At 39.7% G+C, this 21,584-nt stretch carries 23 protein-coding genes, 2 pseudogenes and 1 riboswitch; of the genes and pseudogenes, 14 read left to right on the top strand and 11 right to left on the bottom strand.

Annotated elements, in window-relative coordinates; translation table 11 throughout:
* The first annotated feature begins 63 nt into the window (after positions 1-63).
* From SK629_RS10105 to SK629_RS10070, 8 genes and pseudogenes are all read left to right on the top strand, one after another.
* Positions 64-894: an amino acid ABC transporter substrate-binding protein gene (locus tag SK629_RS10105; RefSeq protein WP_042901754.1), complete on the top strand. Its 831-nt coding sequence runs from the start codon at positions 64-66 to the stop codon at positions 892-894.
* 153 nt (positions 895-1,047) lie between these two features.
* Positions 1,048-1,902, top strand: a complete 855-nt coding sequence (locus tag SK629_RS10100; protein WP_020902669.1) for a MetQ/NlpA family ABC transporter substrate-binding protein — start codon at positions 1,048-1,050, stop codon at positions 1,900-1,902.
* A 96-nt stretch (positions 1,903-1,998) separates the two neighbouring features.
* Entirely contained in the window at positions 1,999-3,372 is a 1,374-nt protein-coding gene (locus SK629_RS10095; protein ID WP_042901752.1) for a M20 family metallopeptidase, read from the top strand.
* Entirely contained in the window at positions 3,365-4,426 is a 1,062-nt protein-coding gene (locus SK629_RS10090; protein ID WP_042901750.1) for a methionine ABC transporter ATP-binding protein, read from the top strand. The genes SK629_RS10095 and SK629_RS10090 overlap by 8 nt, the downstream gene beginning before the upstream one ends.
* A 1-nt stretch (position 4,427) precedes the next feature.
* Positions 4,428-5,120, top strand: coding sequence for a methionine ABC transporter permease (locus tag SK629_RS10085; protein WP_000444647.1), 693 nt, complete (start codon positions 4,428-4,430; stop codon positions 5,118-5,120).
* Between the two features lie 130 nt (positions 5,121-5,250).
* Positions 5,251-6,120, top strand: a complete 870-nt coding sequence (locus SK629_RS10080; RefSeq protein ID WP_042901748.1) for a helix-turn-helix domain-containing protein — start codon at positions 5,251-5,253, stop codon at positions 6,118-6,120.
* A gap of 184 nt (positions 6,121-6,304) precedes the next feature.
* A complete protein-coding gene (locus tag SK629_RS10075; RefSeq protein ID WP_042901747.1) occupies positions 6,305-7,549 on the top strand; it encodes a hypothetical protein in 1,245 nt (414 codons plus the stop codon).
* A 16-nt stretch (positions 7,550-7,565) separates the two neighbouring features.
* Positions 7,566-7,790: pseudogene (locus SK629_RS10070) on the top strand (hypothetical protein); the annotation flags it as partial.
* 193 nt (positions 7,791-7,983) lie between these two features.
* Here the strand turns inward: SK629_RS10070 and SK629_RS10065 are convergent.
* On the bottom strand, positions 7,984-8,553 hold the full coding sequence (locus SK629_RS10065) for an MptD family putative ECF transporter S component (RefSeq protein WP_042901744.1): 570 nt from the start codon (positions 8,551-8,553) through the stop codon (positions 7,984-7,986).
* Positions 8,554-8,805: 252 nt separating this feature from the next.
* On the opposite strand from SK629_RS10065, the pseudogene SK629_RS11810 reads away from it, so the two are divergent.
* The 3 genes and pseudogenes from SK629_RS11810 to nrdI all read left to right on the top strand — a co-directional run.
* Positions 8,806-9,006: pseudogene (locus SK629_RS11810) on the top strand (helix-turn-helix domain-containing protein); the annotation flags it as partial.
* A gap of 63 nt (positions 9,007-9,069) precedes the next feature.
* Complete coding sequence (locus tag SK629_RS10060; protein WP_042901743.1) at positions 9,070-9,603, top strand: hypothetical protein; 534 nt, start codon at positions 9,070-9,072, stop codon at positions 9,601-9,603.
* A 77-nt stretch (positions 9,604-9,680) separates the two neighbouring features.
* Positions 9,681-10,160 carry a class Ib ribonucleoside-diphosphate reductase assembly flavoprotein NrdI gene (nrdI, locus tag SK629_RS10055; protein ID WP_042901742.1) on the top strand — a complete coding sequence of 160 codons (480 nt, stop codon included), beginning with the start codon at positions 9,681-9,683 and terminating at the stop codon, positions 10,158-10,160.
* A gap of 278 nt (positions 10,161-10,438) precedes the next feature.
* On the opposite strand, the gene SK629_RS10050 is transcribed toward nrdI, so the two are convergent.
* A complete protein-coding gene (locus SK629_RS10050) occupies positions 10,439-10,897 on the bottom strand; it encodes a DUF3021 domain-containing protein (RefSeq protein WP_042901741.1) in 459 nt (152 codons plus the stop codon).
* Positions 10,894-11,334 (bottom strand): LytTR family DNA-binding domain-containing protein, encoded by a 441-nt coding sequence (locus SK629_RS10045; RefSeq protein WP_042901740.1) that lies wholly within the window; start codon positions 11,332-11,334, stop codon positions 10,894-10,896. The genes SK629_RS10050 and SK629_RS10045 overlap by 4 nt, the downstream gene beginning before the upstream one ends.
* Positions 11,335-11,644: 310 nt before the next feature.
* Between SK629_RS10045 and mutL the strand changes: the two genes are divergently transcribed.
* On the top strand, positions 11,645-13,594 hold the full coding sequence (gene mutL / locus SK629_RS10040; RefSeq protein WP_042901739.1) for a DNA mismatch repair endonuclease MutL: 1,950 nt from the start codon (positions 11,645-11,647) through the stop codon (positions 13,592-13,594).
* Between the two features lie 310 nt (positions 13,595-13,904).
* Here the strand turns inward: mutL and ribE (SK629_RS10035) are convergent, their stop codons facing one another.
* Genes ribE (SK629_RS10035) through ribD form a run of 4 tightly spaced genes read right to left on the bottom strand, consistent with a single transcriptional unit; the run spans position 13,905 to position 17,318 of the window.
* Positions 13,905-14,372 (bottom strand): 6,7-dimethyl-8-ribityllumazine synthase, encoded by a 468-nt coding sequence (ribE, locus tag SK629_RS10035; protein ID WP_042901738.1) that lies wholly within the window; start codon positions 14,370-14,372, stop codon positions 13,905-13,907.
* Positions 14,373-15,578 carry a bifunctional 3,4-dihydroxy-2-butanone-4-phosphate synthase/GTP cyclohydrolase II gene (locus tag SK629_RS10030; RefSeq protein WP_042901825.1) on the bottom strand — a complete coding sequence of 402 codons (1,206 nt, stop codon included), beginning with the start codon at positions 15,576-15,578 and terminating at the stop codon, positions 14,373-14,375.
* Between the two features lie 19 nt (positions 15,579-15,597).
* The gene (gene ribE / locus SK629_RS10025) at positions 15,598-16,233 is read right to left on the bottom strand and encodes a riboflavin synthase (RefSeq protein ID WP_042901737.1); all 636 of its coding nucleotides are present in this window, start codon (positions 16,231-16,233) and stop codon (positions 15,598-15,600) included.
* Positions 16,218-17,318 carry a bifunctional diaminohydroxyphosphoribosylaminopyrimidine deaminase/5-amino-6-(5-phosphoribosylamino)uracil reductase RibD gene (ribD, locus tag SK629_RS10020; protein ID WP_042901736.1) on the bottom strand — a complete coding sequence of 367 codons (1,101 nt, stop codon included), beginning with the start codon at positions 17,316-17,318 and terminating at the stop codon, positions 16,218-16,220. Before ribD ends, ribE (SK629_RS10025) begins: the two co-directional genes overlap by 16 nt.
* A gap of 133 nt (positions 17,319-17,451) precedes the next feature.
* Positions 17,452-17,566, bottom strand: a riboswitch (FMN riboswitch).
* 156 nt (positions 17,567-17,722) lie between these two features.
* Here ribD and ruvA point away from each other — a divergent pair.
* Positions 17,723-18,316 carry a Holliday junction branch migration protein RuvA gene (ruvA, locus tag SK629_RS10015; RefSeq protein WP_042901735.1) on the top strand — a complete coding sequence of 198 codons (594 nt, stop codon included), beginning with the start codon at positions 17,723-17,725 and terminating at the stop codon, positions 18,314-18,316.
* Between the two features lie 9 nt (positions 18,317-18,325).
* Positions 18,326-18,889 carry a DNA-3-methyladenine glycosylase I gene (locus tag SK629_RS10010; protein WP_000166611.1) on the top strand — a complete coding sequence of 188 codons (564 nt, stop codon included), beginning with the start codon at positions 18,326-18,328 and terminating at the stop codon, positions 18,887-18,889.
* 84 nt (positions 18,890-18,973) lie between these two features.
* Here SK629_RS10010 and SK629_RS10005 read toward each other — a convergent pair whose 3' ends face one another.
* The 4 genes from SK629_RS10005 to SK629_RS09990 form a co-directional block, all read right to left on the bottom strand.
* Positions 18,974-19,237 carry a SemiSWEET family transporter gene (locus SK629_RS10005; RefSeq protein WP_000166114.1) on the bottom strand — a complete coding sequence of 88 codons (264 nt, stop codon included), beginning with the start codon at positions 19,235-19,237 and terminating at the stop codon, positions 18,974-18,976.
* 101 nt (positions 19,238-19,338) lie between these two features.
* The gene (locus SK629_RS10000) at positions 19,339-20,376 is read right to left on the bottom strand and encodes a S66 family peptidase (protein ID WP_042901734.1); all 1,038 of its coding nucleotides are present in this window, start codon (positions 20,374-20,376) and stop codon (positions 19,339-19,341) included.
* 161 nt (positions 20,377-20,537) lie between these two features.
* Positions 20,538-20,885 carry a hypothetical protein gene (locus tag SK629_RS09995; protein WP_000331824.1) on the bottom strand — a complete coding sequence of 116 codons (348 nt, stop codon included), beginning with the start codon at positions 20,883-20,885 and terminating at the stop codon, positions 20,538-20,540.
* 15 nt (positions 20,886-20,900) lie between these two features.
* On the bottom strand, positions 20,901-21,578 hold the full coding sequence (locus SK629_RS09990; protein ID WP_042901733.1) for a DUF1129 domain-containing protein: 678 nt from the start codon (positions 21,576-21,578) through the stop codon (positions 20,901-20,903).
* Positions 21,579-21,584: the final 6 nt, after the last annotated feature.

Here is a 21,584-nt window from a genome sequence, read left to right as displayed (position 1 = left end):
ATAATGGCATAATTACTTTTTTTCTGATAAGATAATAAGGTATTCTATTTTGGAGGAAATGACATGAAAAAAATCGTTAAATACTCATCTCTTGCTGCCCTAGGACTTGTTGCTGCAGGTGTTTTAGCAGCTTGCTCAGGTGGTGCTAAGAAAGAAGGAGAAGCAGCTAGCAAGAAAGAAATTATCGTTGCAACCAATGCTTCACCAAAACCATTCAACTATGAAGAAAATGGTGAATTGACTGGTTATGAGATTGAACTAGTTCGTGCTATCTTTAAAGACTCTGATAAGTATGAAGTCAAGTTTGAAAAAACAGAGTGGTCAGGTGTTTTTGCAGGACTTGACGCTGACCGTTACCAAATGGCAGTTAATAACATCAGCTACACTAAAGAACGTGCAGAAAAATACCTTTATGCAGCGCCAACTGCTAAAAACCCTAACGTTCTGGTAGTGAAGAAAGATGACTCTAGCATCAAATCGCTTGATGATATCGGTGGAAAATCAACAGAAGTTGTTCAAGGGACAACATCTGCTAAACAGTTGGAAGACTATAACAAACAACACTCAGATAATCCAACTGTCCTTAACTACACTAGAGCAGACTTCCAACAAATCATGGGACGCTTGAGCGATGGCCAGTTTGACTACAAGATTTTTGATAAAATCGGTGTTGAAACAGTCATCAAGAACCAAGGCTTGGACAACTTGAAGGTCATTGAACTTCCAAGCGACCAACAACCTTACGTTTACCCACTTCTTGCCAAAGGTCAAGATGAGTTGAAAACATTTGTAGACAAACGCATCAAAGAACTCTATAAAGACGGAACTCTTGAAAAATTGTCTAAACAATTCTTCGGAGACACTTATCTACCAGCAGAAGCTGATATTAAATAATTTTTTGAAATCATCCATTCTGAATCAGGTGGATGATTTCTAAGTCTTTAGGCATATAGTTTTAAACTATATATCTGACTATCTAATAACAATTTGTGAAATCAAACAAATTGTGAGATACTAGTACGGTATTATTTTTAAGGAGAAAGAATCATGAAAATTAAAAAATGGCTTGGTGTAGCAGCCCTTGCTACAGTCGCAGGTTTGGCTCTTGCAGCTTGCGGAAACTCAGAAAAGAAAGCAGACAATGCAACAACTATCAAAATCGCAACTGTTAACCGTAGCGGTTCTGAAGAAAAACGTTGGGACAAAATCCAAGAATTGGTTAAAAAAGACGGTATCACTTTGGAATTTACAGAGTTCACAGACTACTCACAACCAAACAAGGCAACTGCTGATGGCGAAGTAGATTTGAACGCTTTCCAACACTACAACTTCTTGAACAACTGGAACAAAGAAAACGGGAAAGACCTTGTAGCGATTGCAGATACATACATCTCTCCAATCCGCCTTTACTCAGGTTTGAATGGAAGTGACAACAAGTACACTAAAGTAGAAGATATCCCAGCGAACGGAGAAATCGCTGTACCGAACGATGCTACAAACGAAAGCCGTGCGCTTTACTTGCTTCAATCAGCTGGCTTGATTAAATTGGACGTTTCAGGAACTGCTCTTGCAACAGTTGCTAACATCAAAGAAAATCCAAAGAACTTGAAAATCACTGAATTGGACGCTAGCCAAACAGCTCGTTCATTGTCATCAGTTGATGCTGCCGTTGTAAACAATACCTTCGTTACAGAAGCAAAATTGGACTACAAGAAAGCACTTTTCAAAGAACAAGCTGATGAAAACTCAAAACAATGGTACAACATCATCGTTGCGAAAAAAGATTGGGAATCATCACCAAAAGCTGATGCTATCAAGAAAGTTGTTGCAGCTTACCATACAGATGAAGTGAAAAAAGTTATCGAAGAAACATCAGACGGTTTGGATCAACCAGTTTGGTAATAAGAAACAGGGAGGTGGGAGAGAAAATTCCACCTCTTGCTTTTGTATAAAGCATGGATTGTCAGGAAGAGTAGTTCATAGAAAGGTAGAGAGAATATGGTTTTTCCTAGCGAACAAGAACAGATTGAAAAATTTGAAAAGGATCATGTGGTCCAGCATTATTTTGAGGTTTTGCGTACTTTGATTTCTAAGAAATCAGTCTTTGCCCAGCAGGTTGGACTCAAGGAAGTCGCCAATTATCTGGGTGAGATTTTCAAGCGTGTTGGGGCTGAAGTGGAGATTGATGAGACTTATACGGCTCCCTTTGTCATGGCGCATTTCAAGAGTTCGCGCCCAGATGCCAAGACCTTGATTTTCTATAACCACTATGACACTGTGCCAGCGGATGGGGATCAGGTCTGGACAGAGGCTCCTTTTACGCTTTCGGTCCGCAATGGTTTTATGTATGGGCGTGGGGTTGATGACGACAAGGGTCATATCACGGCTCGTTTGTGTGCTTTGAGAAAGTATATGCAGCACCATGATGATCTGCCTGTCAATATCAGTTTTATCATGGAGGGAGCGGAGGAATCGGCTTCAACAGACCTAGATAAGTATCTGGAAAAACATGCGGATAAACTCCGTGGGGCGGATTTGTTGGTCTGGGAACAAGGGACAAAAAATGCCTTGGAACAGCTAGAAATTTCTGGTGGAAATAAGGGGATTGTGACCTTCGATGCCAAGGTTAAAAGTGCTGATGTGGATATCCACTCCAGTTATGGTGGGGTTGTGGAATCAGCTCCTTGGTACCTCCTTCAAGCCTTACAGTCTCTTCGTGCTGCAGATGGCCGTATCTTGGTTGAAGGCTTGTACGAAGAAGTACAAGAGCCAAATGAACGGGAATTGGCCTTGGTAGATACCTACGCTCAACGAAATCCAGGGGAAATCAGCCAGATTTATGGTTTGGAATTACCTCTCTTACAAGAGGACCGCGCAGCCTTTCTAAAACGTTTCTTTTTTGAACCAGCCCTTAATATCGAAGGGATTCAGTCAGGTTATCAAGGACAAGGAGTCAAAACGATTTTGCCAGCAGAAGCCAGCGCTAAGCTAGAAGTTCGTTTGGTTCCTGGCCTAGAACCGCATGATGTTCTGGAAAAAATTCGGAAACAGCTAGACAAAAATGGCTTTGATAAGGTAGAATTATACTATACCTTGGGAGAGATGAGCTATCGAAGCGATATGAGCGCGCCAGCCATTCTCAATGTAATCGAGTTGGCCAAGAAATTCTATCCACAGGGCGTTTCGGTCTTGCCGACGACAGCGGGGACAGGGCCTATGCATACGGTCTTTGATGCCCTAGAGGTACCAATGGTGGCCTTCGGTCTAGGAAATGCTAATAGTCGCGACCACGGTGGAGATGAGAACGTGCGAATCGCCGATTATTACACCCATATTGAATTAGTAGAGGAGCTGATTAGAAGCTATGAGTAGAGATATTATCAAGTTAGATCAGATCGATGTGACTTTTCATCAGAAGAAGAGAACCATCACAGCGGTCAAGGATGTGACCATTCACATCCAAGAAGGGGATATCTATGGAATCGTTGGATATTCTGGAGCAGGGAAATCAACCCTTGTACGGGTGATTAATCTCTTGCAAAAGCCATCTGCAGGCAAAATTACCATTGATGACGATGTGATTTTTGATGGCAAGGTGACCTTGACAGCAGAGCAGTTACGTCGTAAACGTCAAGATATTGGAATGATTTTTCAGCATTTCAACCTGATGAGCCAAAAGACGGCAGAGGAGAATGTAGCCTTTGCCCTCAAACACTCTGGACTTAGCAAGGAAGAAAAGAAGGCTAAAGTAGCTAAGTTGTTGGACTTGGTTGGCTTGGCAGACCGTGCTGAAAACTACCCTTCACAACTATCTGGAGGGCAAAAACAGCGTGTAGCCATTGCGCGTGCCTTGGCAAATGATCCAAAAATCTTGATTTCAGACGAGTCAACTTCTGCCCTTGACCCTAAGACAACCAAGCAGATTTTGGCCTTGTTACAAGATTTGAACCAAAAATTAGGCTTAACTGTTGTCTTGATTACGCATGAAATGCAGATTGTCAAAGACATTGCCAACCGTGTGGCAGTTATGCAGGATGGGCATTTGATTGAAGAGGGAAGTGTCCTTGAAATCTTCTCAAATCCTAAACAACCCTTGACCCAGGACTTTATCTCAACTGCTACAGGTATTGACGAAGCCATGGTCAAAATCGAGAAGCAAGAAATCGTGGAACACTTGTCTGAAAACAGTCTCTTGGTGCAACTCAAGTACGCTGGAGCTTCAACAGACGAGCCACTTTTGAATGAATTGTACAAGCGTTACCAAGTAACGGCTAATATCCTCTATGGGAATATCGAAATACTCGACGGCACTCCTGTTGGAGAATTGGTGGTGGTCTTGTCAGGTGAAAAAGCAGCGTTGGCAGGTGCCCAAGAAGCCATTCGTCAAGCAGGCGTACAGCTAAAAGTATTGAAAGGAGGAGAGTAAGATGGAATCATTGATTCAAACCTATTTACCAAATGTTTATAAAATGGGCTGGGCTGGTCAAGCAGGCTGGGGAACAGCCATCTATCTAACCCTTTATATGACAGTTCTTTCCTTCATCATCGGAGGTTTCTTGGGGCTAGTGGCAGGTCTTTTCCTTGTCTTGACAGCTCCAGGTGGTGTCTTGGAAAATAAAGTCGTTTTCTGGATTTTGGATAAAATCACCTCTATTTTCCGTGCGGTTCCATTTATCATTCTCTTGGCAGTCTTGTCACCCTTCTCTCATCTAATCGTAGGAACAAGTATCGGACCAAATGCGGCTATCGTACCCCTATCTTTTGCAGTTTTTGCCTTCTTTGCCCGTCAGGTGCAGGTTGTCTTGGCTGAATTGGATGGTGGTGTCATTGAGGCGGCTCAAGCGAGCGGAGCGACCTTCTGGGACATCGTGGGTGTTTACCTATCAGAAGGTCTTCCAGATTTGATCCGTGTGACGACTGTGACCTTGATTTCCCTTGTTGGGGAAACAGCTATGGCCGGTGCGGTTGGAGCTGGAGGTATCGGTAACGTAGCCATCGCTTATGGATTTAACCGCTACAATCACGATGTGACTATCTTGGCAACCATCATTATCATTTTGATTATCTTTGCAATCCAATTCTTGGGAGATTTCTTGACTAAGAAATTGAGCCATAAATAAAAAAGAGCTAGGCAATCTGTACATCATTCATAGGAGTTGTCGTTATAGTCAAGACTTAAAATTCTCTGTACTGGTTGCTATCAACCGTTACTTTTATGAGTTAGAGAGTTAAGAATTGTGGGGAGTCAATATGCAAAATCTGGGAGAAGTTTTTAAAGAATTGAGAAAGAGTCGGAATGTATCTCTACAGGAGGCGACGGGAGGAGAGTTTACTTATTCCATGCTGAGCAAATTTGAGCGTGGAGAAGCAGACTTATCCTCTATGAAATTGATTACTGCCTTAGATAACATCCACTCTGATTTGAATGAATTTATGTACTTGGTACGTGGTTTTTCTCAGAAAAAGGTTTTGGCTTTTCAAGAAAATCTTTGGGATTTATATGACAGAGAAGGGATTGATTCTCTCCACTCCTTGTATGAAGAGACGACTCAAAAGTATAGTTCAAGTGGTGAAAAGAGCTATCTCTTACAAATGATTCGTATCAAAAGCCTTCTTGTGTTTTTTGATTCAGAAATAAGGGCAACGGATGAAGAATTGACTTTTCTCTATGACTATTTTTTTACTATTGACATCTGGGGAAATTATGAATTGGAACTATTTTCAACGATTTCTACTTTGTTTCCTCTGCCCCTCTATTTTAAATATTCTAGGGAGATGTTGCAAAAGACGGATTTATTAGGCTCTTTACCTAGTAACAAAGTTGGTATTGACACCATTTTAATTAATGGACTCTTTAAAGCGATAGAGGAAAAGGATAAATTAAAAGCAGATTATTTTATCTTTCAGATTGAAAAACGAGAATTGCCAGAATCTCAAGCTTATCTTAAAATCATTTATATGATTGCTAAAGGGTATTATGATACTATTTTTAATGTAAAAAATAAGGGTCTTGAAAAAATCCAGAGAGGTATTACAATCTTACAAGATTTAGAGTATGTAGATGGTGCAAGATACTATGAAAACTATTTTGCAAATCAGCTTTCAAATAAAGATTTGTAATATATTCTCGTTACATCGACTGATGAAAAATAAATAGCCTTGTAGATGGATTGATAATTAGTAGTTTCTAGGCGCTAGAGTTTCTATTTTCAGAAAAAATATATTACAAAAAAGTGGGGAGTCCCGCTTTTTTTGTTAGACTGATTTCAATAGAATACTCTTTGAAATGTGAGAAAGGCCTGTTATGAAACTATTCTTAAGACATCATTTATTTAGAATACTGACCTTATCGAGGTTTTTAAGCTCAAGTGGAGCTTATATTTATAATCTGGTATTTATTGTTTATGCTGCGAGTCTACCCTTTAAAAATATAGCTGTATTTATGGCGAATATGATTACGATTTTACCTTTCCTATTTACTTTTTATGTTGGGATTAAGGCTGATCATACTCGGAATAAAGCAGGGACAATTATTTGGGTTGGTTGTGTGCAAAGTCTACTATTTCTTTTGATTGCTAGTGTGATTCATGATCAGAACTTCGTAACGTTTGCTTTTATCTGTATGGTTAATATCTGTTCGGATATTTTATCGGATTATACAGCAGGCCTTCGTATGCCGATTATCCAGCATAATATTTCGGAAGATAGACTCTATGAAGCTTATTCCTTTACTCAGTTTGTTTCCTATTTATCAAATCTAGGAGGTCAAGCCTTAGGAGTGTGGTTACTCACAACAAGCCACCAAAATTTTTCTTTTGTTGCAATTGTGAATGCTGGCTTCTTTTTACTATCTTCTCTTATTTTGTTCAAAAATCGAAGAGAATTGACGTATTTGTCTGTAACGGTAGAGGATAAGTCGATTAGTTTACTTCAACAAGTTAAGGCAATCTATGCGGACATGGATGATATCTTTAGACAGAGAGAAAGTCAATCATTGTTTAAAATGATCCTTGTCATTTTGGTAATGAATACTTTGGGAGGAGCTGTTGGAGGTATTTATCACTTTTACTTATTAGACCATACTATCTATCATCTCAGCTATGCTCAAGCCCTATTTTTAATTGAATGTGTTAACTTGGGAGGAGCTATTCTTGGTAGCCTAACCCCCCATGATTATTTTGGGAAATTGTCGTTTTCAAGTTTGCTATCGCTCAATGCAAGTCTGTTTGTATTACTTGCTACTGCTAATATTTTAGATTTTTCTCCTCTAGTAGGTGTTGTTTGCTTAGCCTTTGTCATGTATTTGATGTCGAAATCAATGCCTAAATTAGATACTCTGTTACTGTCTAACTTGAGCGCGGATGTATTAGCTAGAAGTAATAATCTCTTGAGTATGATTTTTTCCCTAACATTACCCTTGGGAATGTCTATATTTTCCTTCTTAGCTTTACAAGATATCAGGCTTTGTTGGTGGGTGTTTTTGGTAGTGAGTGTGATAGGGCTCATTTTATCACTAGAAAAAAGAAGTTTTTCAGGTAAAAAAATTTAACCTAGGAAGCTCAGAGTTACTAGAAGAACTGTCGGATTTGATCCGTGTGACGACTGTGACCTTGATTTCCCTTGTTGGGGAAACGGCTATGGCGGGGGCAGTTGGAGCTGGTGGTATTGGTAACGTAGCCATCGCTTATGGATTTAACCGCTACAATCACGATGTGACCATCTTGGCAACCATCATTATCATTTTGATTATCTTTAAATTCATACTCAATGAAAATCAAAGAGCAAACTAGAAAACTAGCCGCAGGCTGCTCAAAACATTGTTTTGAGGTTGCAGATAGAACTGACAAAGTCAGTAACCATATATACGGCAAGGCGACGTTGACGTAGTTTGAAGAGATTTTCGAAGAGTATCAATTCTTGGGAGATTTCTTGACCAAGTCTTGAGCCATAAATAAAAAGAGCCGTGCGGCTCTTTTTTATTGACTAGATTTTCTGCGCAAATTTTTTACTCAAAGCTTGTCCAATTAAGGCACCCACTAGGGCTCCGATGACAACACTTGCGACAAATAGAAGGATGGTTCCAGGATTTGGCGCGACCATGATACGGTCGATATATTCTTGGGATTTTCCTCTTGCCAGAAGGGTAGCCATATAGGCTTTGGGCGCAATCCACATAAGTAAGATTGGACCTGTTGAGCTAAAGGCAAAAATAATGAAAGAAAGGAAGTTCTTTGTTTGGTCCTTGTATTTTCCTAGGCTAGCTACTGCATCTGCTAGGAGGCCACAGATAATTCCAGGAAGGAAGGCACCAGCACCGTGTTTAGTCCCCAAGAAAAAGAGGGCAATAACAAGGCCGATAGTGGTAATGGCTCCAAAGCGCGGAACTTTTGCGACCAGAATCATATAGGCGCTACCGCCGACAAGGGCAGTAAAGGCAGGCGCATAAAACATATTTCCAGTTTGGTCAAAGAGATTTCCCAAAAGGACACCAATCCCCATGCAGAGGAAGTAAAGAACTGCAAAAAGCAGAGTCGTTAAGATAGATTTTTTCATGAATTGTCTCCTGATAATTTCTTCATAATTTTCATTGTACCATGGTTTGATGGGATTGTAAATGGGGAGAAAGTGTTATTGTTTGCTTGTCATACTCTTCGAAAATCAAATTCAAACTGCGTCAACGTCGTCTTGCCGTACTCAAGTACAGCCTGCGGCTAGTTTCCTAGTTTGCTTTTTGATTTTTATTGAGTATAAAACTAAATTTTTTATAGATTTGTTAATTTTAAATCGTTTTACTGTATTGCTTAAACCAATTCAACCTTCGCAGAATTACTAAAGAAACAACGCATTAATGCTGCCCAGCAGCTCTTGCTTTCAACTAGTGACAGTATCGAAGATATTTGTTATGCTGTTGGTTACAGTAACGTTGGATATTTCTATAAAGTGTTCCGAAAATTGTGCGGAAAGTCTCCCAAAGCCTACCGAAAACAGGTAGAAACTATACTATAAGATTTGTATTCCCTTACAAAAGGTGCTATAATATAAATAATAATAACATCAGGAGGTTCTATCATGAAAAAGAAACCGATTTATCTATGGGTCTTGTTAATCTTGTCTGCCCTTATTTCAGCTATGTCTCTGTTTGGAATTTTGAGTCCCTTGCCTAGCAAAGAAGCCTTTCGTTCCGCTCAGAAACAGGCTGCAGGGGTCAGTGCTCAGCAATTAGAAGACCAGCTTAATTACACCTATAGAGTAGCAGAAGCATCTCATTCTATTTTTAATGTTGCCTTGATTGTGCTATCTGCTATTTTAGTGGTAGTAGCCATTGTCTTCCTTATTCGTAAGAATTTGCAATATGCAAACTATACTTACGTTGGCTATGTTTTGCTAGCCATTATTGGTTCGATTTATGGCTATGTTGGTTTCCAAGACGCTTTGCAGTTAGTTCAAGATGAGACCATGCGTTTGACAATGGGTATTGGTTCAAAAGCTGTTAGCATTTTCTATATCGTCATCAATGTTCTTTTCCTAGCCCTTGTTTTCTATAAGATTTGGCGTCAACAAAAAGCCTTGGCAGAAGAAGAGGAAACAGAAGAACTTGCCTAAGTATTGACAAAAAATAACTATCAAGTTACAATCTTGGTAGTTATTTTTCGATTATAGATAAAATCATGGAGGTAAATATGAAGACAATTTCTTTAGTTTATATTAGTCTGAGTGGCAATACTGAGAGTTTCGTGACACGCTTGAAAGACTATCTATTGTCCCAGTACGAGGGGATTGAGGTCCAAAAGATTCATATCAAAGATTTGGTCAAAGAAGGCCAAGATTTCTATGAGATGGACCATCCTTATGTTGTTTTTTTGCCGACCTACCTAGAAGGTGGAAATGGCGTTGATAACGGAGATGTCGAGATTTTGACGACACCAGTAGGGGATTTTATCGCCTATGGTGATAATGCTAGTAAATGTTTTGGTGTGGTTGGTTCAGGAAATCGTAACTTTAATAACCAATACTGCCTGACAGCCAAGCAATACAGTCAACGTTTTGGCTTCCCTGTATTGGCTGACTTTGAAATGCGAGGCATGCTGGGAGATATCAAACATGTCGCAGCGATTATTGCAGATTTGTATGAGTTGGAAGAGGCTGGGACAAAAGTCTAACCTTAAATATAAAAAACGAACAAAACGAGTTATCTGAAACTTAGAATTCTGTTTTGTTCGTTTTTTTGTCTAACCTATCGATTTTATACTCAATGAAAATCAAAGAGCAAACTAGGAAGCTAGCCGTAGGCTGTACTTGAGTACGGCAAGGCGAAGCTGACGTGGTTTGAATTTGATTTTCGAAGAGTATTAAAATTTTATAATAAAGAATTCCTAAAATCAGAATCTTTTTGTCTCAGCCTCTCTTTTTACTATCCTAGGCAATTCTATCAGAACTCTTACTTTCTATGCTCTAAGAGTTGATTGATATGGTCTACTTTTTTTGATGCTCTTTTATAGGAAATAGTCCAAATGATGAGGTAGACAATCGCAAACTCGATAATGAGCTGGAGATAGAAGATCCAGTGGAAGGGGAACCAACCTGCCAGAGTTGCTAGTGGGACAAAGCCTACTAGCATGAGGAAAAAATGAGTCAGAGTCGCACGAAGCATGCTCCAGTCACGGCTGAATAATCGTTTACCAAAGTTGAAGAGAATACCGATGGCTGCCCAGATAAGTGTGCAGTAGAGCAAGACCAGGGCACCGTGAATCTGATGTTGGGTCATCACTTGGCCGACGAGAGATTCAGGGCTAAGTGGAGCGTAGGTATTTGGTGCATAAATGAGTGAAAAGATGATAGAGAGGATGAGGCCGATGAGGACACCAGTAGCTGCGTCGTGGAAGATTTGTTTTTTCATAGTTCTAATTTCTCCTTGATGGTTTTTAGATAACGGCGTGAAGAGTAGGTGAAGCTTTCGTTTTTTAGAAAGATTTCTACCAGACCGTTGGGGGTAAGCTTGAGATGAGAGATAGAGTCGATATTGACGATTTCAGATTGGGAAATTTGGATAAAAGTTGTTGGCAGAATTTCAAGGACCTGATAGAGTCGCAAATCAATGGTGTAGGTCTGACTCGCTGTTTCTGCTAGAACCTTCCGATTCTCGATATAGAAGCGTTGTATCTTACCAATCTCAACGAGATAGACCTGATTATCGATTTTCCCTTTGATTTTTTCTGTTAAATCCAGATTTTCTGCGAACTCGATGACTTTCTGGATTTTATCGGTTTCTTGAGGTGCTTGAACAATCAGCTTTTCCTCTTCGTAAGTCTCACTAATCTGTAGTTCTACTTTCATAAATTTCTCTCCTTGTTTTTCATACAAAATTAATCTCACTTCTTGTACACCTTTATTAATACTCTTCAAAAATCAAATTCAAACCATGTCAGCGTCGTCTTGCCGTACTAAAGTACTGTCTAAGCCTAGCTTTCTAGTTTGCTCTTTGATTTTTATTGAGTATACCACTATTTTATTCCCCCTGGCAAGGGGCTTTGTCTATGTGGAGGGATTTGGCTCCTATGTGGTGGAGCTTTTCTGTCCTGTCTGAAATATGGTATAATAGCACTAATCAATTTCTAGGAAAATAGATACAGAAAGGGGCTGAAAGATGTCTCATATTATTGAATTGCCAGAGGTGCTGGCAAACCAGATTGCAGCTGGAGAGGTTATCGAGCGTCCAGCTAGCGTTGTTAAGGAGCTGGTAGAAAATGCCATTGACGCAGGCTCTAGCCAGATTATCATTGAGATTGAGGAAGCTGGTCTCAAGAAAATTCAAATCACAGATAATGGTCACGGAATTGCCCACGATGAGGTGGAATTGGCCCTACGTCGCCATGCAACTAGTAAGATAAAAAATCAAGCAGACCTCTTTCGGATTCGGACGCTTGGTTTTCGTGGTGAAGCCCTGCCTTCTATCGCTTCTGTTAGTGTCTTGACTCTGTTGACGGCGGTGGATGGTGCAAGTCATGGGACTAAGCTCGTTGCGCGTGGGGGAGAAGTAGAAGAAATTATCCCAGCGACCAGTCCTGTGGGAACCAAGGTTTGTGTGGAGGACCTCTTTTTCAACACGCCTGCCCGCCTCAAGTATATGAAGAGCCAGCAAGCAGAGTTGTCTCATATCATTGATATTGTCAACCGTCTGGGCTTGGCCCATCCTGAGATTTCTTTCAGCTTGATTAGTGATGGCAAGGAAATGACGCGGACAGCTGGGACTGGTCAACTGCGTCAAGCTATTGCAGGGATTTACGGTTTGGCGAGTGCCAAGAAGATGATTGAAATTGAGAATTCTGACCTTGATTTCGAAATTTCAGGTTTTGTGTCTCTGCCTGAGTTAACCCGAGCCAACCGCAACTATATCAGCCTTTTCATCAATGGCCGTTATATCAAGAACTTCCTGCTCAATCGTGCTATTCTTGACGGCTATGGTAGTAAGCTTATGGTAGGCCGTTTTCCACTGGCTGTCATTCACATCCATATTGACCCTTATCTAGCGGATGTTAATGTGCATCCGACCAAGCAAGAGGTGCGAATTTCTAAGGAAAAAGAACTGATGACATTGGTCTCAGAAGCTATTGCAAATAGTCTCAAGGAACAAACCTTGATACCAGATGCCTTGGAAAATCTTGCCAAATCGACCGTGCGCAATCGTGAGAAGGTGGAGCAGACTATTCTCCCTCTCAAAGAAAATACTCTATACTATGAAAAAACAGAGCTGACTAGATCTAGTCAAGCTGAAGTAGCTGATTATCAGGTAGAATTGACTGAGGAAGGGCAGGATTTGACCCTGTTTGCCAAGGAAACCTTGGACCAACTGACCAAGCCAGCAAAATTGCATTTTGCAGAGAGAAAGCCTGCTAACTATGACCAGCTAGACCATCCAGAGCTAGATTTAGCCAGTCTGGATAAGGCTTATGACAAACTGGATCGAGAAGAATCTTCAAGTTTTCCAGAGTTGGAATTTTTTGGACAAATGCATGGAACCTATCTTTTTGCTCAAGGGCGAGATGGACTCTACATCATAGACCAACATGCGGCTCAGGAACGGGTTAAGTACGAGGAGTACCGTGAAAGCATTGGCAATGTTGACCAGAGCCAGCAGCAACTCCTAGTGCCCTATATCTTTGAATTTCCAGCGGATGATGCCCTCCGTCTCAAGGAAAGAATGTCTCTCTTAGAGGAAGTGGGCGTCTTTCTAGCAGAGTACGGAGAAAATCAATTTATTCTACGTGAACATCCTATCTGGATGGCAGAAGAAGAGATTGAATCAGGCATCTATGAGATGTGTGATATGCTACTCTTGACCAAGGAAGTTTCTATCAAGAAATACCGAGCAGAGCTGGCTATCATGATGTCCTGCAAGCGGTCTATCAAGGCCAATCACCGTATCGATGACCATTCGGCCAGACAACTCCTCTATCAGCTCTCTCAATGTGACAATCCCTATAACTGTCCCCACGGACGTCCTGTTTTGGTGCACTTCACCAAGTCGGATATGGAAAAGATGTTCCGACGCATTCAGGAAAATCATACTAGTCTACGTGAGTTAGGGAAATATTAAAAGTACAAAAAAGTCTGGGAAAAATTTTCAAAATCAGAAAAACGCATAAAATCAGGTGTTCACAAAAACCTTGATTCTATGCGTTTTATTATGGAAATATTTGCTTTTTTCCGAATACTCGTCAAAACACGTCAGTTTTATATGTAATCTCAAAATAGTGTTTTGAGCTAATTCTGCCAGTTTTGTCTGTAATCTAAAAGCTGTGTTTTGAATACTTGCTGTTACCTTCCTAGTTTACTCTATGATTTTCATAGAGTATTAAATTGCGATTTTACCAAGTTTCTTTATTCGTCTAAAAGTAGAGTCTGTTTTATGCGTCCAATGTACGAATTAGGTTGACCATTTCAATAGCTCCTTGTGCACACTCAGAACCCTTATTGCCTGCTTTAGTGCCAGCTCGCTCTATGGCTTGTTCAATTGTATCTGTCGTTAGCACACCAAACATAACAGGGATTTCGCTATTTAAACTGATTTGGGCGATTCCCTTAGATACCTCGCTACATACATAATCATAATGACTTGTACTACCTCTAATGACAGCTCCCAAGCAGATAATTGCATCATATTTTTTACTTTTTGCCATTTTTGATGCAATCAGTGGTATTTCAAAAGCTCCTGGAACCCAGGCTACCTCGATATCTTTCTCGTTTACATTTTCTCTTTTGAGATTATCTAGTGCTCCAGATAATAATTTTGAAGTTATAAATTCATTAAATCTCGCTACAACAATACCGATTTTAATATTGTTTGCTACTAAATTACCTTCATAAGTGTTCATTTATTTTTCCTCCATATTTAAAATGTGCCCCATTCGATTTTTCTTTGTTTCTAAATAAAAACTATCGTGAGGATTGGCTTCTATTTCGATTGGTATTCTACTGGAAATGGTAATTCCATATTTTTCTAACTGTTCAACTTTGTCAGGATTATTTGTCAGTAAATGTAGTGACTGTAGTCCCAGGTCTTTAAGCATTTGTGCTCCAATATGATATTCTCTTAAATCACCTTCAAAGCCTAATGCAAGATTGGCATCAAGCGTATCCATTCCTTGATCTTGTAAATGATAGGCTTTTAATTTATTGATAAGTCCAATTCCTCGTCCCTCCTGTCGCAAGTAAAGTAAGACACCCGAACCATTCTCAGCAATCATTTTCATAGCTTTATCGAATTGCTGTCCACAATCGCACCGTAAAGAGCCTAAAACATCTCCTGTTAAACATTCAGAGTGAACTCGACATAATACGTTGGCTTCGTCCTCTATATTTCCCATAATAAGAGCAAGATGATGTTCCCCATTTAGTTTATCTATGTAGCTAATTGCTTTGAAATTACCGTATCTAGTAGGCATATTGACAGTTGAAACTCGTTCTACCAGCTGATCATATACTTTTCTATATTCTTGTAATTCTTTGATGGTGATTAGTGGAATGTTGTGTTTCTTCGAGAACTGAATTAAATCATCTGTTCTCATCATTTTACCATCATGATTCATTATTTCACAACATAGGCCACACTCTTTGAGTCCTGCTAATTTTAATAGATCAACAGTTGCTTCTGTGTGTCCATTTCTTTCTAGAACACCACCGTTTTTCGCAATTAAAGGAAACATATGTCCTGGCCTGCGAAAATCAGAGGGTCTTATATCTTCAGCTACACACATACGTGCGGTCAGTCCTCTTTCCTCGGCAGAAATACCTGTGGTCGTTTCCTTATAATCAATTGAAACTGTAAAAGCAGTCTTATGATTATCTGTATTGTGTTCAACCATAGGTGAAAGCATTAATTGATTAGCTAAACGTTCGCTCATAGGCATACAAATTAATCCTTTGGCATAAGTAGCCATGAAATTAACATTTTCTGTTGTAGCTGCTTGTGCGGAACAAATTAAGTCTCCTTCGTTTTCTCTATCCTTGTCGTCTATAACAAGAACAAGTCGTCCCTTCTGCAATGTTTCTAATGCTTCTTGTATTTTTCGATATTCCATTGACTGATCATCCTTTCTACTAAAATCCATTTTGATATAATAGTTCCTTAGATATTTCTGATTTTGGAGAATTATCCATCAGTTTTTGCACATATTTACCTAAGATATCATTTTCAAGATTTACTGTACTCCCGACTTGTTTACTCTTAAGAATGGTTTGTTCCAAGGTATGAGGGATAACAGATACTGAAAAGTTTACTTTGGAGACTTTAGCGACAGTCAGACTAATGCCGTCAATTGTAATAGATCCTTTTTCAACTATTAAATCTAAAATTTCTTTTTGTGTGTTGATTTGATACCATACAGCATTATCATCTTTTTTTATTGACGAGATTTTTCCTGTACCATCAATGTGTCCTGTAACGACGTGACCTCCAAGTCGACCGTTGGCAGATAAGGCTCTTTCTAGATTTACCTCACTTCCATGTTTTAATAGAGTAAGAGCTGTTCGACTCCATGTTTCATTCATTACATCAACTGTAAAGGATTGATGATTGAAATGAGTAACTGTAAGACAGATACCATTTACTGCTATACTATCGCCTAAATGGATATCCGTTAATATTTTTGAGGCTTTAATCGATAGTTTGCAATTACGAGAGTCTTTCTGTATTCTTTCAACTTTTCCGATTTCTTCAATTATTCCTGTGAACATGGATAAATCACTTCACTTTCTATGAGATAGTCATTTCCTATTTGAGAAAAAGCATAAGGTTTCAGCATGATAGCGTCATTTGGCAAAGAAATACCTTCACCTCCGACAGGAAACTTGGCACTGCCTCCAAAAATTTTTGGTGCAATATATATTTTCAGATCATCAACAATTTGTTGTTCCAAAGCACTCCAATTCATTAGACTGCCCCCTTCTAGAAGTAGGCTATCAATCTGCATGTTTCCTAGATGTTGCATTAAATCTGATAAGTCTATATGATTGCCTTTTTTCTTTATGGAAAGTATTTCACAGCCATGATTTTGATATAGCTTTATTTTATTTTTGTCTTCAGAGGAAGTGGCAATGTAAGTTTTAATATCATTTGCTGTTTTTACGATTTTAGAGGTAAGAGGAGTTCGTAAATGTGTATCGCATATGATACGGATAGGATTTTTCCCTTCCTCCAATCTACATGTCAGCAAAGGATCGTCTTGAATAACAGTATTGACTCCCACCATAATCGCACTGACATGGTGTCGTAACTGATGCACATGCTTTCTTGCCTCTTCTCCAGTAATCCATTTGGATTGATTTGTTTTAGTGGCTATTTTTCCATCCATTGTCATTGCATATTTCATAAAAACATAGGGTACATGCTGAGTAATGTACTTTCTAAAACTTTTTATTAAGTTAAGACACTCATTTTCTAAAACTCCAACAGTAACTTGAAGATTATTTTCCTCAAGTATCTTTACTCCTTTTCCAGATACAATAGGGTTACAGTCTAGGCTTCCAATGACTACTCTTGTAATACCACTATCAATTATAGCGTCTATACAAGGAGGTGTTTTCCCGAAGTGACAACAGGGTTCAAGTGTTACATAAAGTGTCGCTCCTACAGGGGATTCTCTACAGTTTTTAAGAGCATTTCTCTCAGCATGTGGGCCGCCAAAAAACTCATGATATCCTTGTCCGATAATGTGATTATCTTTTACAATAACTGCGCCGACCATAGGATTGGGATTGACGTAACCAGCCCCTTTTTGTGCCAGTTTTATTGCTAATTGCATATATTCTGAGTCGCTCATCTCACTACCTCCAAAAAAATATACCTTGAATAGGGGACTATTCAAGGCATACAAAAGAGAACTTATGCGATTAACAAAAATACTCTGAAATGACAAGTAATCATTTCAGAGCACGCAAAAAGCACAAATATACTTTCATCTTCTTTCATCCAGACTATACTGTCGGCTTTGGAATTTCACCAAATCATGCCTTTCGGCTCGTGGGCTATACCACCGGTAGGGAATTACACCCTGCCCTGAAGATAGTTATTCAATTACAAATGATTATAGTACTTAATTTTAAATATGTCAACAGATAAATACAGATTATTTTTGCTATACTTTGTTTGTGTTCATTGCTCCTCTATCATCGGCTAAAGAAAATATGATATACTAGATAGGCAAATTAAGAGAGAAGGAAAACTATGTACGAATATTTAAAAGGAATCATTACCAGAATCACTTCCAAATACATTGTTCTTGAAGTCAACAGTATCGGTTATATCCTGCATGTGGCCAATCCTTATGCCTACTCAGGACAGGTCAATCAAGAAGCTCAAATTTATGTGCATCAGGTTGTGCGTGAGGATGCCCATCTGCTTTATGGATTTCGCTCAGAAGACGAGAAAAAGCTCTTTCTCAGTCTGATTTCGGTATCTGGGATTGGTCCTGTATCAGCTCTTGCTATTATCGCTGCTGATGACAATGCTGGCTTGGTTCAAGCCATTGAAACCAAGAACATCACCTACTTAACTAAGTTCCCTAAAATTGGCAAGAAAACAGCCCAACAGATGGTGTTGGACTTGGAAGGTAAGGTAGTAGTTGCAGGAGATGATCTTCCTGCCAAAGTGGCAGTGCAAGCTAGCGCTGAAAACCAAGAATTGGAAGAAGCTATGGAGGCCATGTTGGCTCTGGGCTACAAGGCAACCGAGCTCAAGAAAATCAAGAAATTCTTTGAAGGAACGACAGATACAGCTGAGAACTATATCAAGTCGGCCCTTAAAATGTTGGTCAAATAGGAGCAGAGCATGACAAAACGTTGTTCGTGGGTCAAGATGACCAATCAGCTCTACATTGCCTATCATGATGAGGAGTGGGGGCAGCCCCTCCATGATGACCAAGCATTGTTTGAGTTGTTGTGTATGGAAACCTATCAGGCAGGCCTGTCTTGGGAAACGGTACTAAACAAACGTCAAGCTTTCCGAGAAGCATTTCATGGCTATCAAATTCAAGTGGTCGCAGAGATGACTGACACCGAATTGGAAGCTTTGCTGGATAATTCAGCTATCATCCGAAATAGAGCCAAGATTTTTGCTACACGCGCTAACGCCCAAGCCTTTCTACGACTACAGGCAGAATATGGCTCTTTTGATGCCTATCTTTGGTCTTTTGTTGAGGGGAAAACTGTCATTAATGATGTTCCCGATTATCGCCAAGCCCCAGCTAAAACCGCTTTGTCTGAGAAATTAGCCAAAGATCTCAAAAAAAGAGGTTTCAAGTTCACAGGCCCAGTCGCCGTCTTGTCTTTTCTACAGGCTGCAGGACTAGTTGATGACCACGAGAATGATTGTGAATGGAAAAGCAGGAATTAGTGTGTACAGGTAACTAGCATATCTGAGAATATAGAAAAAAGCTGAGAAATTTTTCCCAGCTTTTTATATATACTATTAGATTTGTTAGAGTGAAGTCAAAAAAGTGATTCCACCTAAAATAACACCAGCTGAATTTGGAATGATTAGTATCCAATCCTTCTTAGGTTCCTTTGTCCATCCATAAATAACCCAGATTAAGCAAGATATAGCAGCTGATAAAGGTTGAAATGGTTGAGCTTTATTTCCCTGTAAATTAGCGATAATTTGAGGTATGTAGGCAATAAATACTATAATTCCAATAAAGGCACCAATAGAACCTACGATTCGATTAATTTTTTGTTTTGTCATATACACCTCCTTCAAAAGGATATCATAGAAATTAGCGAAATGCAATAAATTCAGATACAAATTGTAATGAAAACGAATACAAAAGCACAAAAATAGAGAAACTATTTATTTTTGTTATAGTCAAAGCGAATGATTTGCTCCTGTGCATCTACATGGGCGTGGACTCCAAAGGGGACAATTGCTCTCGGAGTTGCGTGGCCGACATTCAGATTATAGACAATTGGGATATTGCTGTCAATAATATCCAATAGTGCCTCTTTATAGTCGTCATAGAAAGTTTCATCCATAGGTTTTCCGACCAAGAGTCCACTGATGACCTCGAATATACCAGTGTCTTTTAAAGTCTGCAACATATTTTTGAAGTCTTCCAGCTCAGGCTTTTCTTCGCTTGTTTCTAGTAAGAGTATTTTTCCTTTCCAGTCTGACAAATCAGGGAAAAGTTTGTATTTTTGGCTGAGTTCCGTGCTATCTGCGTATCGAGAGTTGTCAAAGATATCGTAGAGGGATTCGAGGCAACCACCGAGAATTTCCCCCTCAAACTGGGCATTTCCTTGCAACAACTCAAAACCGGTATTTGCATGACTGACACGAGGTATTCCCAGAGCCTTGGGACTGAAGTCAGTCCTTTCCTCATACCAAACATTGCTAGGGCGAATTTCTGAGATTCTTTCCGTCTCAATTAATTCTTTAAAGTAGTGAAGACTATAGGGCAACATCTCCTTGTCTAATTCACAAATGTCTGCTAAGAAGGATTGACCATAAAAAGTCTTGATTCCTAGTTTATGCAACATGAGATGGTTCATGGTTGTATCTGAGAAGCCAAGAAAAATCTTTTGTTTGATAACCTTTTGTAGTCGGTCATTTTCAAAAAGATAAGGTAGTAAGCGATAGGTATCGTCTCCACCGATGGCGCATAGGATCATGTCAATGTTATCATCAGAAAAGGCATGAATCAAATCCTCTGCACGAGCTTCAGGATGGTCCTTGATAAAGTCTAATCCTTTTAGCGAATGAGGCAAAAAGGTAGGATTGAGTCCCAGGTTCTTGAGACGTTGAACACCCAAGTCCACTTCGTGTTTGACAAAGTTCTCTCCGATAATACCACTAGATAAACTAACAACACCAATAGTAGAAACCATATTTCTTCCTCCTAGAAATTAATTGAGCCTATTTTATCATAAAAGATGGGAGAAAACTATAGGGAAAATGGTAGAGGGAAGCTTGTAGGCAAGCAAGTGAAAAAGCAACCGCTGGTGCAGTTGCTTTTCGTTTTCTAATCAGTAATCTCGCTAGATATGAGTTACTTGGTCAACTCTTGATTATAGGAGAGGGCCAAATCAATCCAGTAAGGCAATTCTTTTTGACCTTCTATATCTAAGTCTATATACCCATGATAAAGGCGCCCCCTCATCAATGTAGTATGAGCTCCTGTTCGGGGTAGAACTTGCTTCTCCATTTCCTTGCCAATTCTGACCATAACCAGTTCATCCTTTCTGGAACTGACAGTAAGGACCATTTTACCACGAATCATAAAGGCCAGGCCACCAAACAGCTTCTTTTCTTCTAGCTCTTCTTCGAAAATTTGGGGAGGAAGTTTGAGCGCTAGAATTTTTCGAATCTGCTGAGCTAAAGATTGACTATACGCCATAGCTCTTTCCTTTTCTTAGTAACGTGTTGGTCCTGCACTTGCGCTGCGGATGTTCAAGCGTTTCTTGAGATAGAAGCGAAGGGCTAGGAGGACTGCTCCGATAATAGCTAGTGGCAATGGAGCAAGTACTGGGTTAAGGCTAGCTGGTAGGAAGCTTGTTGCAAAGAAAACAAGCAACCAAAGGAACATAGAAGCCAGGATAACCAGTACAGATTTCCAGAAAGGTGGACGTTGACTGCGGTCCATATCTGGTCCATAGTATTGGTAAACGAAGTAGTACATCAAGTAGAAGGCAAATCCACCAACCAGTCCAACTAATAGGAGAGTGACAAATCCATAGCCGAAAGCTTGATCTGCCGCAAAGAAAGTTGTGAGGGCGCTGACGAGGGCAAAGAGACTAGTGATGAAAAGGGCTGAGTCCATAATCATGAGTTTTGGATCATCATTTTCTTTTGGATGCTCTTTTTCATATTGCTCCTTGACAGTAAAGCTATGAGCCCAGTGAGTTGGTGCGCCATAGAGGGAACGAGCAGTCGTACCCTTGGCTTGCTCCTCAAGGATTTGGGGAATAACTTCCTCAAAAATAGCCTTGATTTCAGCGTCTGATTTCCCATCTTTGATGAATTGTTGGGTAGCGATATGGATAAACTCTTGGTTTTTCTTGGTTAATTTTTGTAAATCAATCTGAGACATAGGAAC

Source organism: Streptococcus mitis (genome assembly GCF_000722695.1).
Lineage (GTDB): Bacteria > Bacillota > Bacilli > Lactobacillales > Streptococcaceae > Streptococcus > Streptococcus mitis_O.
This window is presented reverse-complemented; position numbering and strand designations above follow the sequence as displayed.

Bases quoted from the DNA above. Each gene is read 5' to 3' on its own strand.
- SK629_RS10105 (WP_042901754.1), top strand. From the start codon at position 64: ATGAAAAAAATCGTTAAATACTCATCTCTTGCTGCCCTAGGACTTGTT.
- SK629_RS10100 (WP_020902669.1), top strand. From the start codon at position 1,048: ATGAAAATTAAAAAATGGCTTGGTGTAGCAGCCCTTGCTACAGTCGCA.
- SK629_RS10095 (WP_042901752.1), top strand. From the start codon at position 1,999: ATGGTTTTTCCTAGCGAACAAGAACAGATTGAAAAATTTGAAAAGGAT.
- SK629_RS10090 (WP_042901750.1), top strand. From the start codon at position 3,365: ATGAGTAGAGATATTATCAAGTTAGATCAGATCGATGTGACTTTTCAT.
- SK629_RS10085 (WP_000444647.1), top strand. From the start codon at position 4,428: ATGGAATCATTGATTCAAACCTATTTACCAAATGTTTATAAAATGGGC.
- SK629_RS10080 (WP_042901748.1), top strand. From the start codon at position 5,251: ATGCAAAATCTGGGAGAAGTTTTTAAAGAATTGAGAAAGAGTCGGAAT.
- SK629_RS10075 (WP_042901747.1), top strand. From the start codon at position 6,305: ATGAAACTATTCTTAAGACATCATTTATTTAGAATACTGACCTTATCG.
- SK629_RS10065 (WP_042901744.1), bottom strand. From the start codon at position 8,553: ATGAAAAAATCTATCTTAACGACTCTGCTTTTTGCAGTTCTTTACTTC.
- SK629_RS10060 (WP_042901743.1), top strand. From the start codon at position 9,070: ATGAAAAAGAAACCGATTTATCTATGGGTCTTGTTAATCTTGTCTGCC.
- nrdI (WP_042901742.1), top strand. From the start codon at position 9,681: ATGAAGACAATTTCTTTAGTTTATATTAGTCTGAGTGGCAATACTGAG.
- SK629_RS10050 (WP_042901741.1), bottom strand. From the start codon at position 10,897: ATGAAAAAACAAATCTTCCACGACGCAGCTACTGGTGTCCTCATCGGC.
- SK629_RS10045 (WP_042901740.1), bottom strand. From the start codon at position 11,334: ATGAAAGTAGAACTACAGATTAGTGAGACTTACGAAGAGGAAAAGCTG.
- mutL (WP_042901739.1), top strand. From the start codon at position 11,645: ATGTCTCATATTATTGAATTGCCAGAGGTGCTGGCAAACCAGATTGCA.
- ribE (WP_042901738.1), bottom strand. From the start codon at position 14,372: ATGAACACTTATGAAGGTAATTTAGTAGCAAACAATATTAAAATCGGT.
- SK629_RS10030 (WP_042901825.1), bottom strand. From the start codon at position 15,578: ATGGAATATCGAAAAATACAAGAAGCATTAGAAACATTGCAGAAGGGA.
- ribE (WP_042901737.1), bottom strand. From the start codon at position 16,233: ATGTTCACAGGAATAATTGAAGAAATCGGAAAAGTTGAAAGAATACAG.
- ribD (WP_042901736.1), bottom strand. From the start codon at position 17,318: ATGAGCGACTCAGAATATATGCAATTAGCAATAAAACTGGCACAAAAA.
- ruvA (WP_042901735.1), top strand. From the start codon at position 17,723: ATGTACGAATATTTAAAAGGAATCATTACCAGAATCACTTCCAAATAC.
- SK629_RS10010 (WP_000166611.1), top strand. From the start codon at position 18,326: ATGACAAAACGTTGTTCGTGGGTCAAGATGACCAATCAGCTCTACATT.
- SK629_RS10005 (WP_000166114.1), bottom strand. From the start codon at position 19,237: ATGACAAAACAAAAAATTAATCGAATCGTAGGTTCTATTGGTGCCTTT.
- SK629_RS10000 (WP_042901734.1), bottom strand. From the start codon at position 20,376: ATGGTTTCTACTATTGGTGTTGTTAGTTTATCTAGTGGTATTATCGGA.
- SK629_RS09995 (WP_000331824.1), bottom strand. From the start codon at position 20,885: ATGGCGTATAGTCAATCTTTAGCTCAGCAGATTCGAAAAATTCTAGCG.
- SK629_RS09990 (WP_042901733.1), bottom strand. From the start codon at position 21,578: ATGTCTCAGATTGATTTACAAAAATTAACCAAGAAAAACCAAGAGTTT.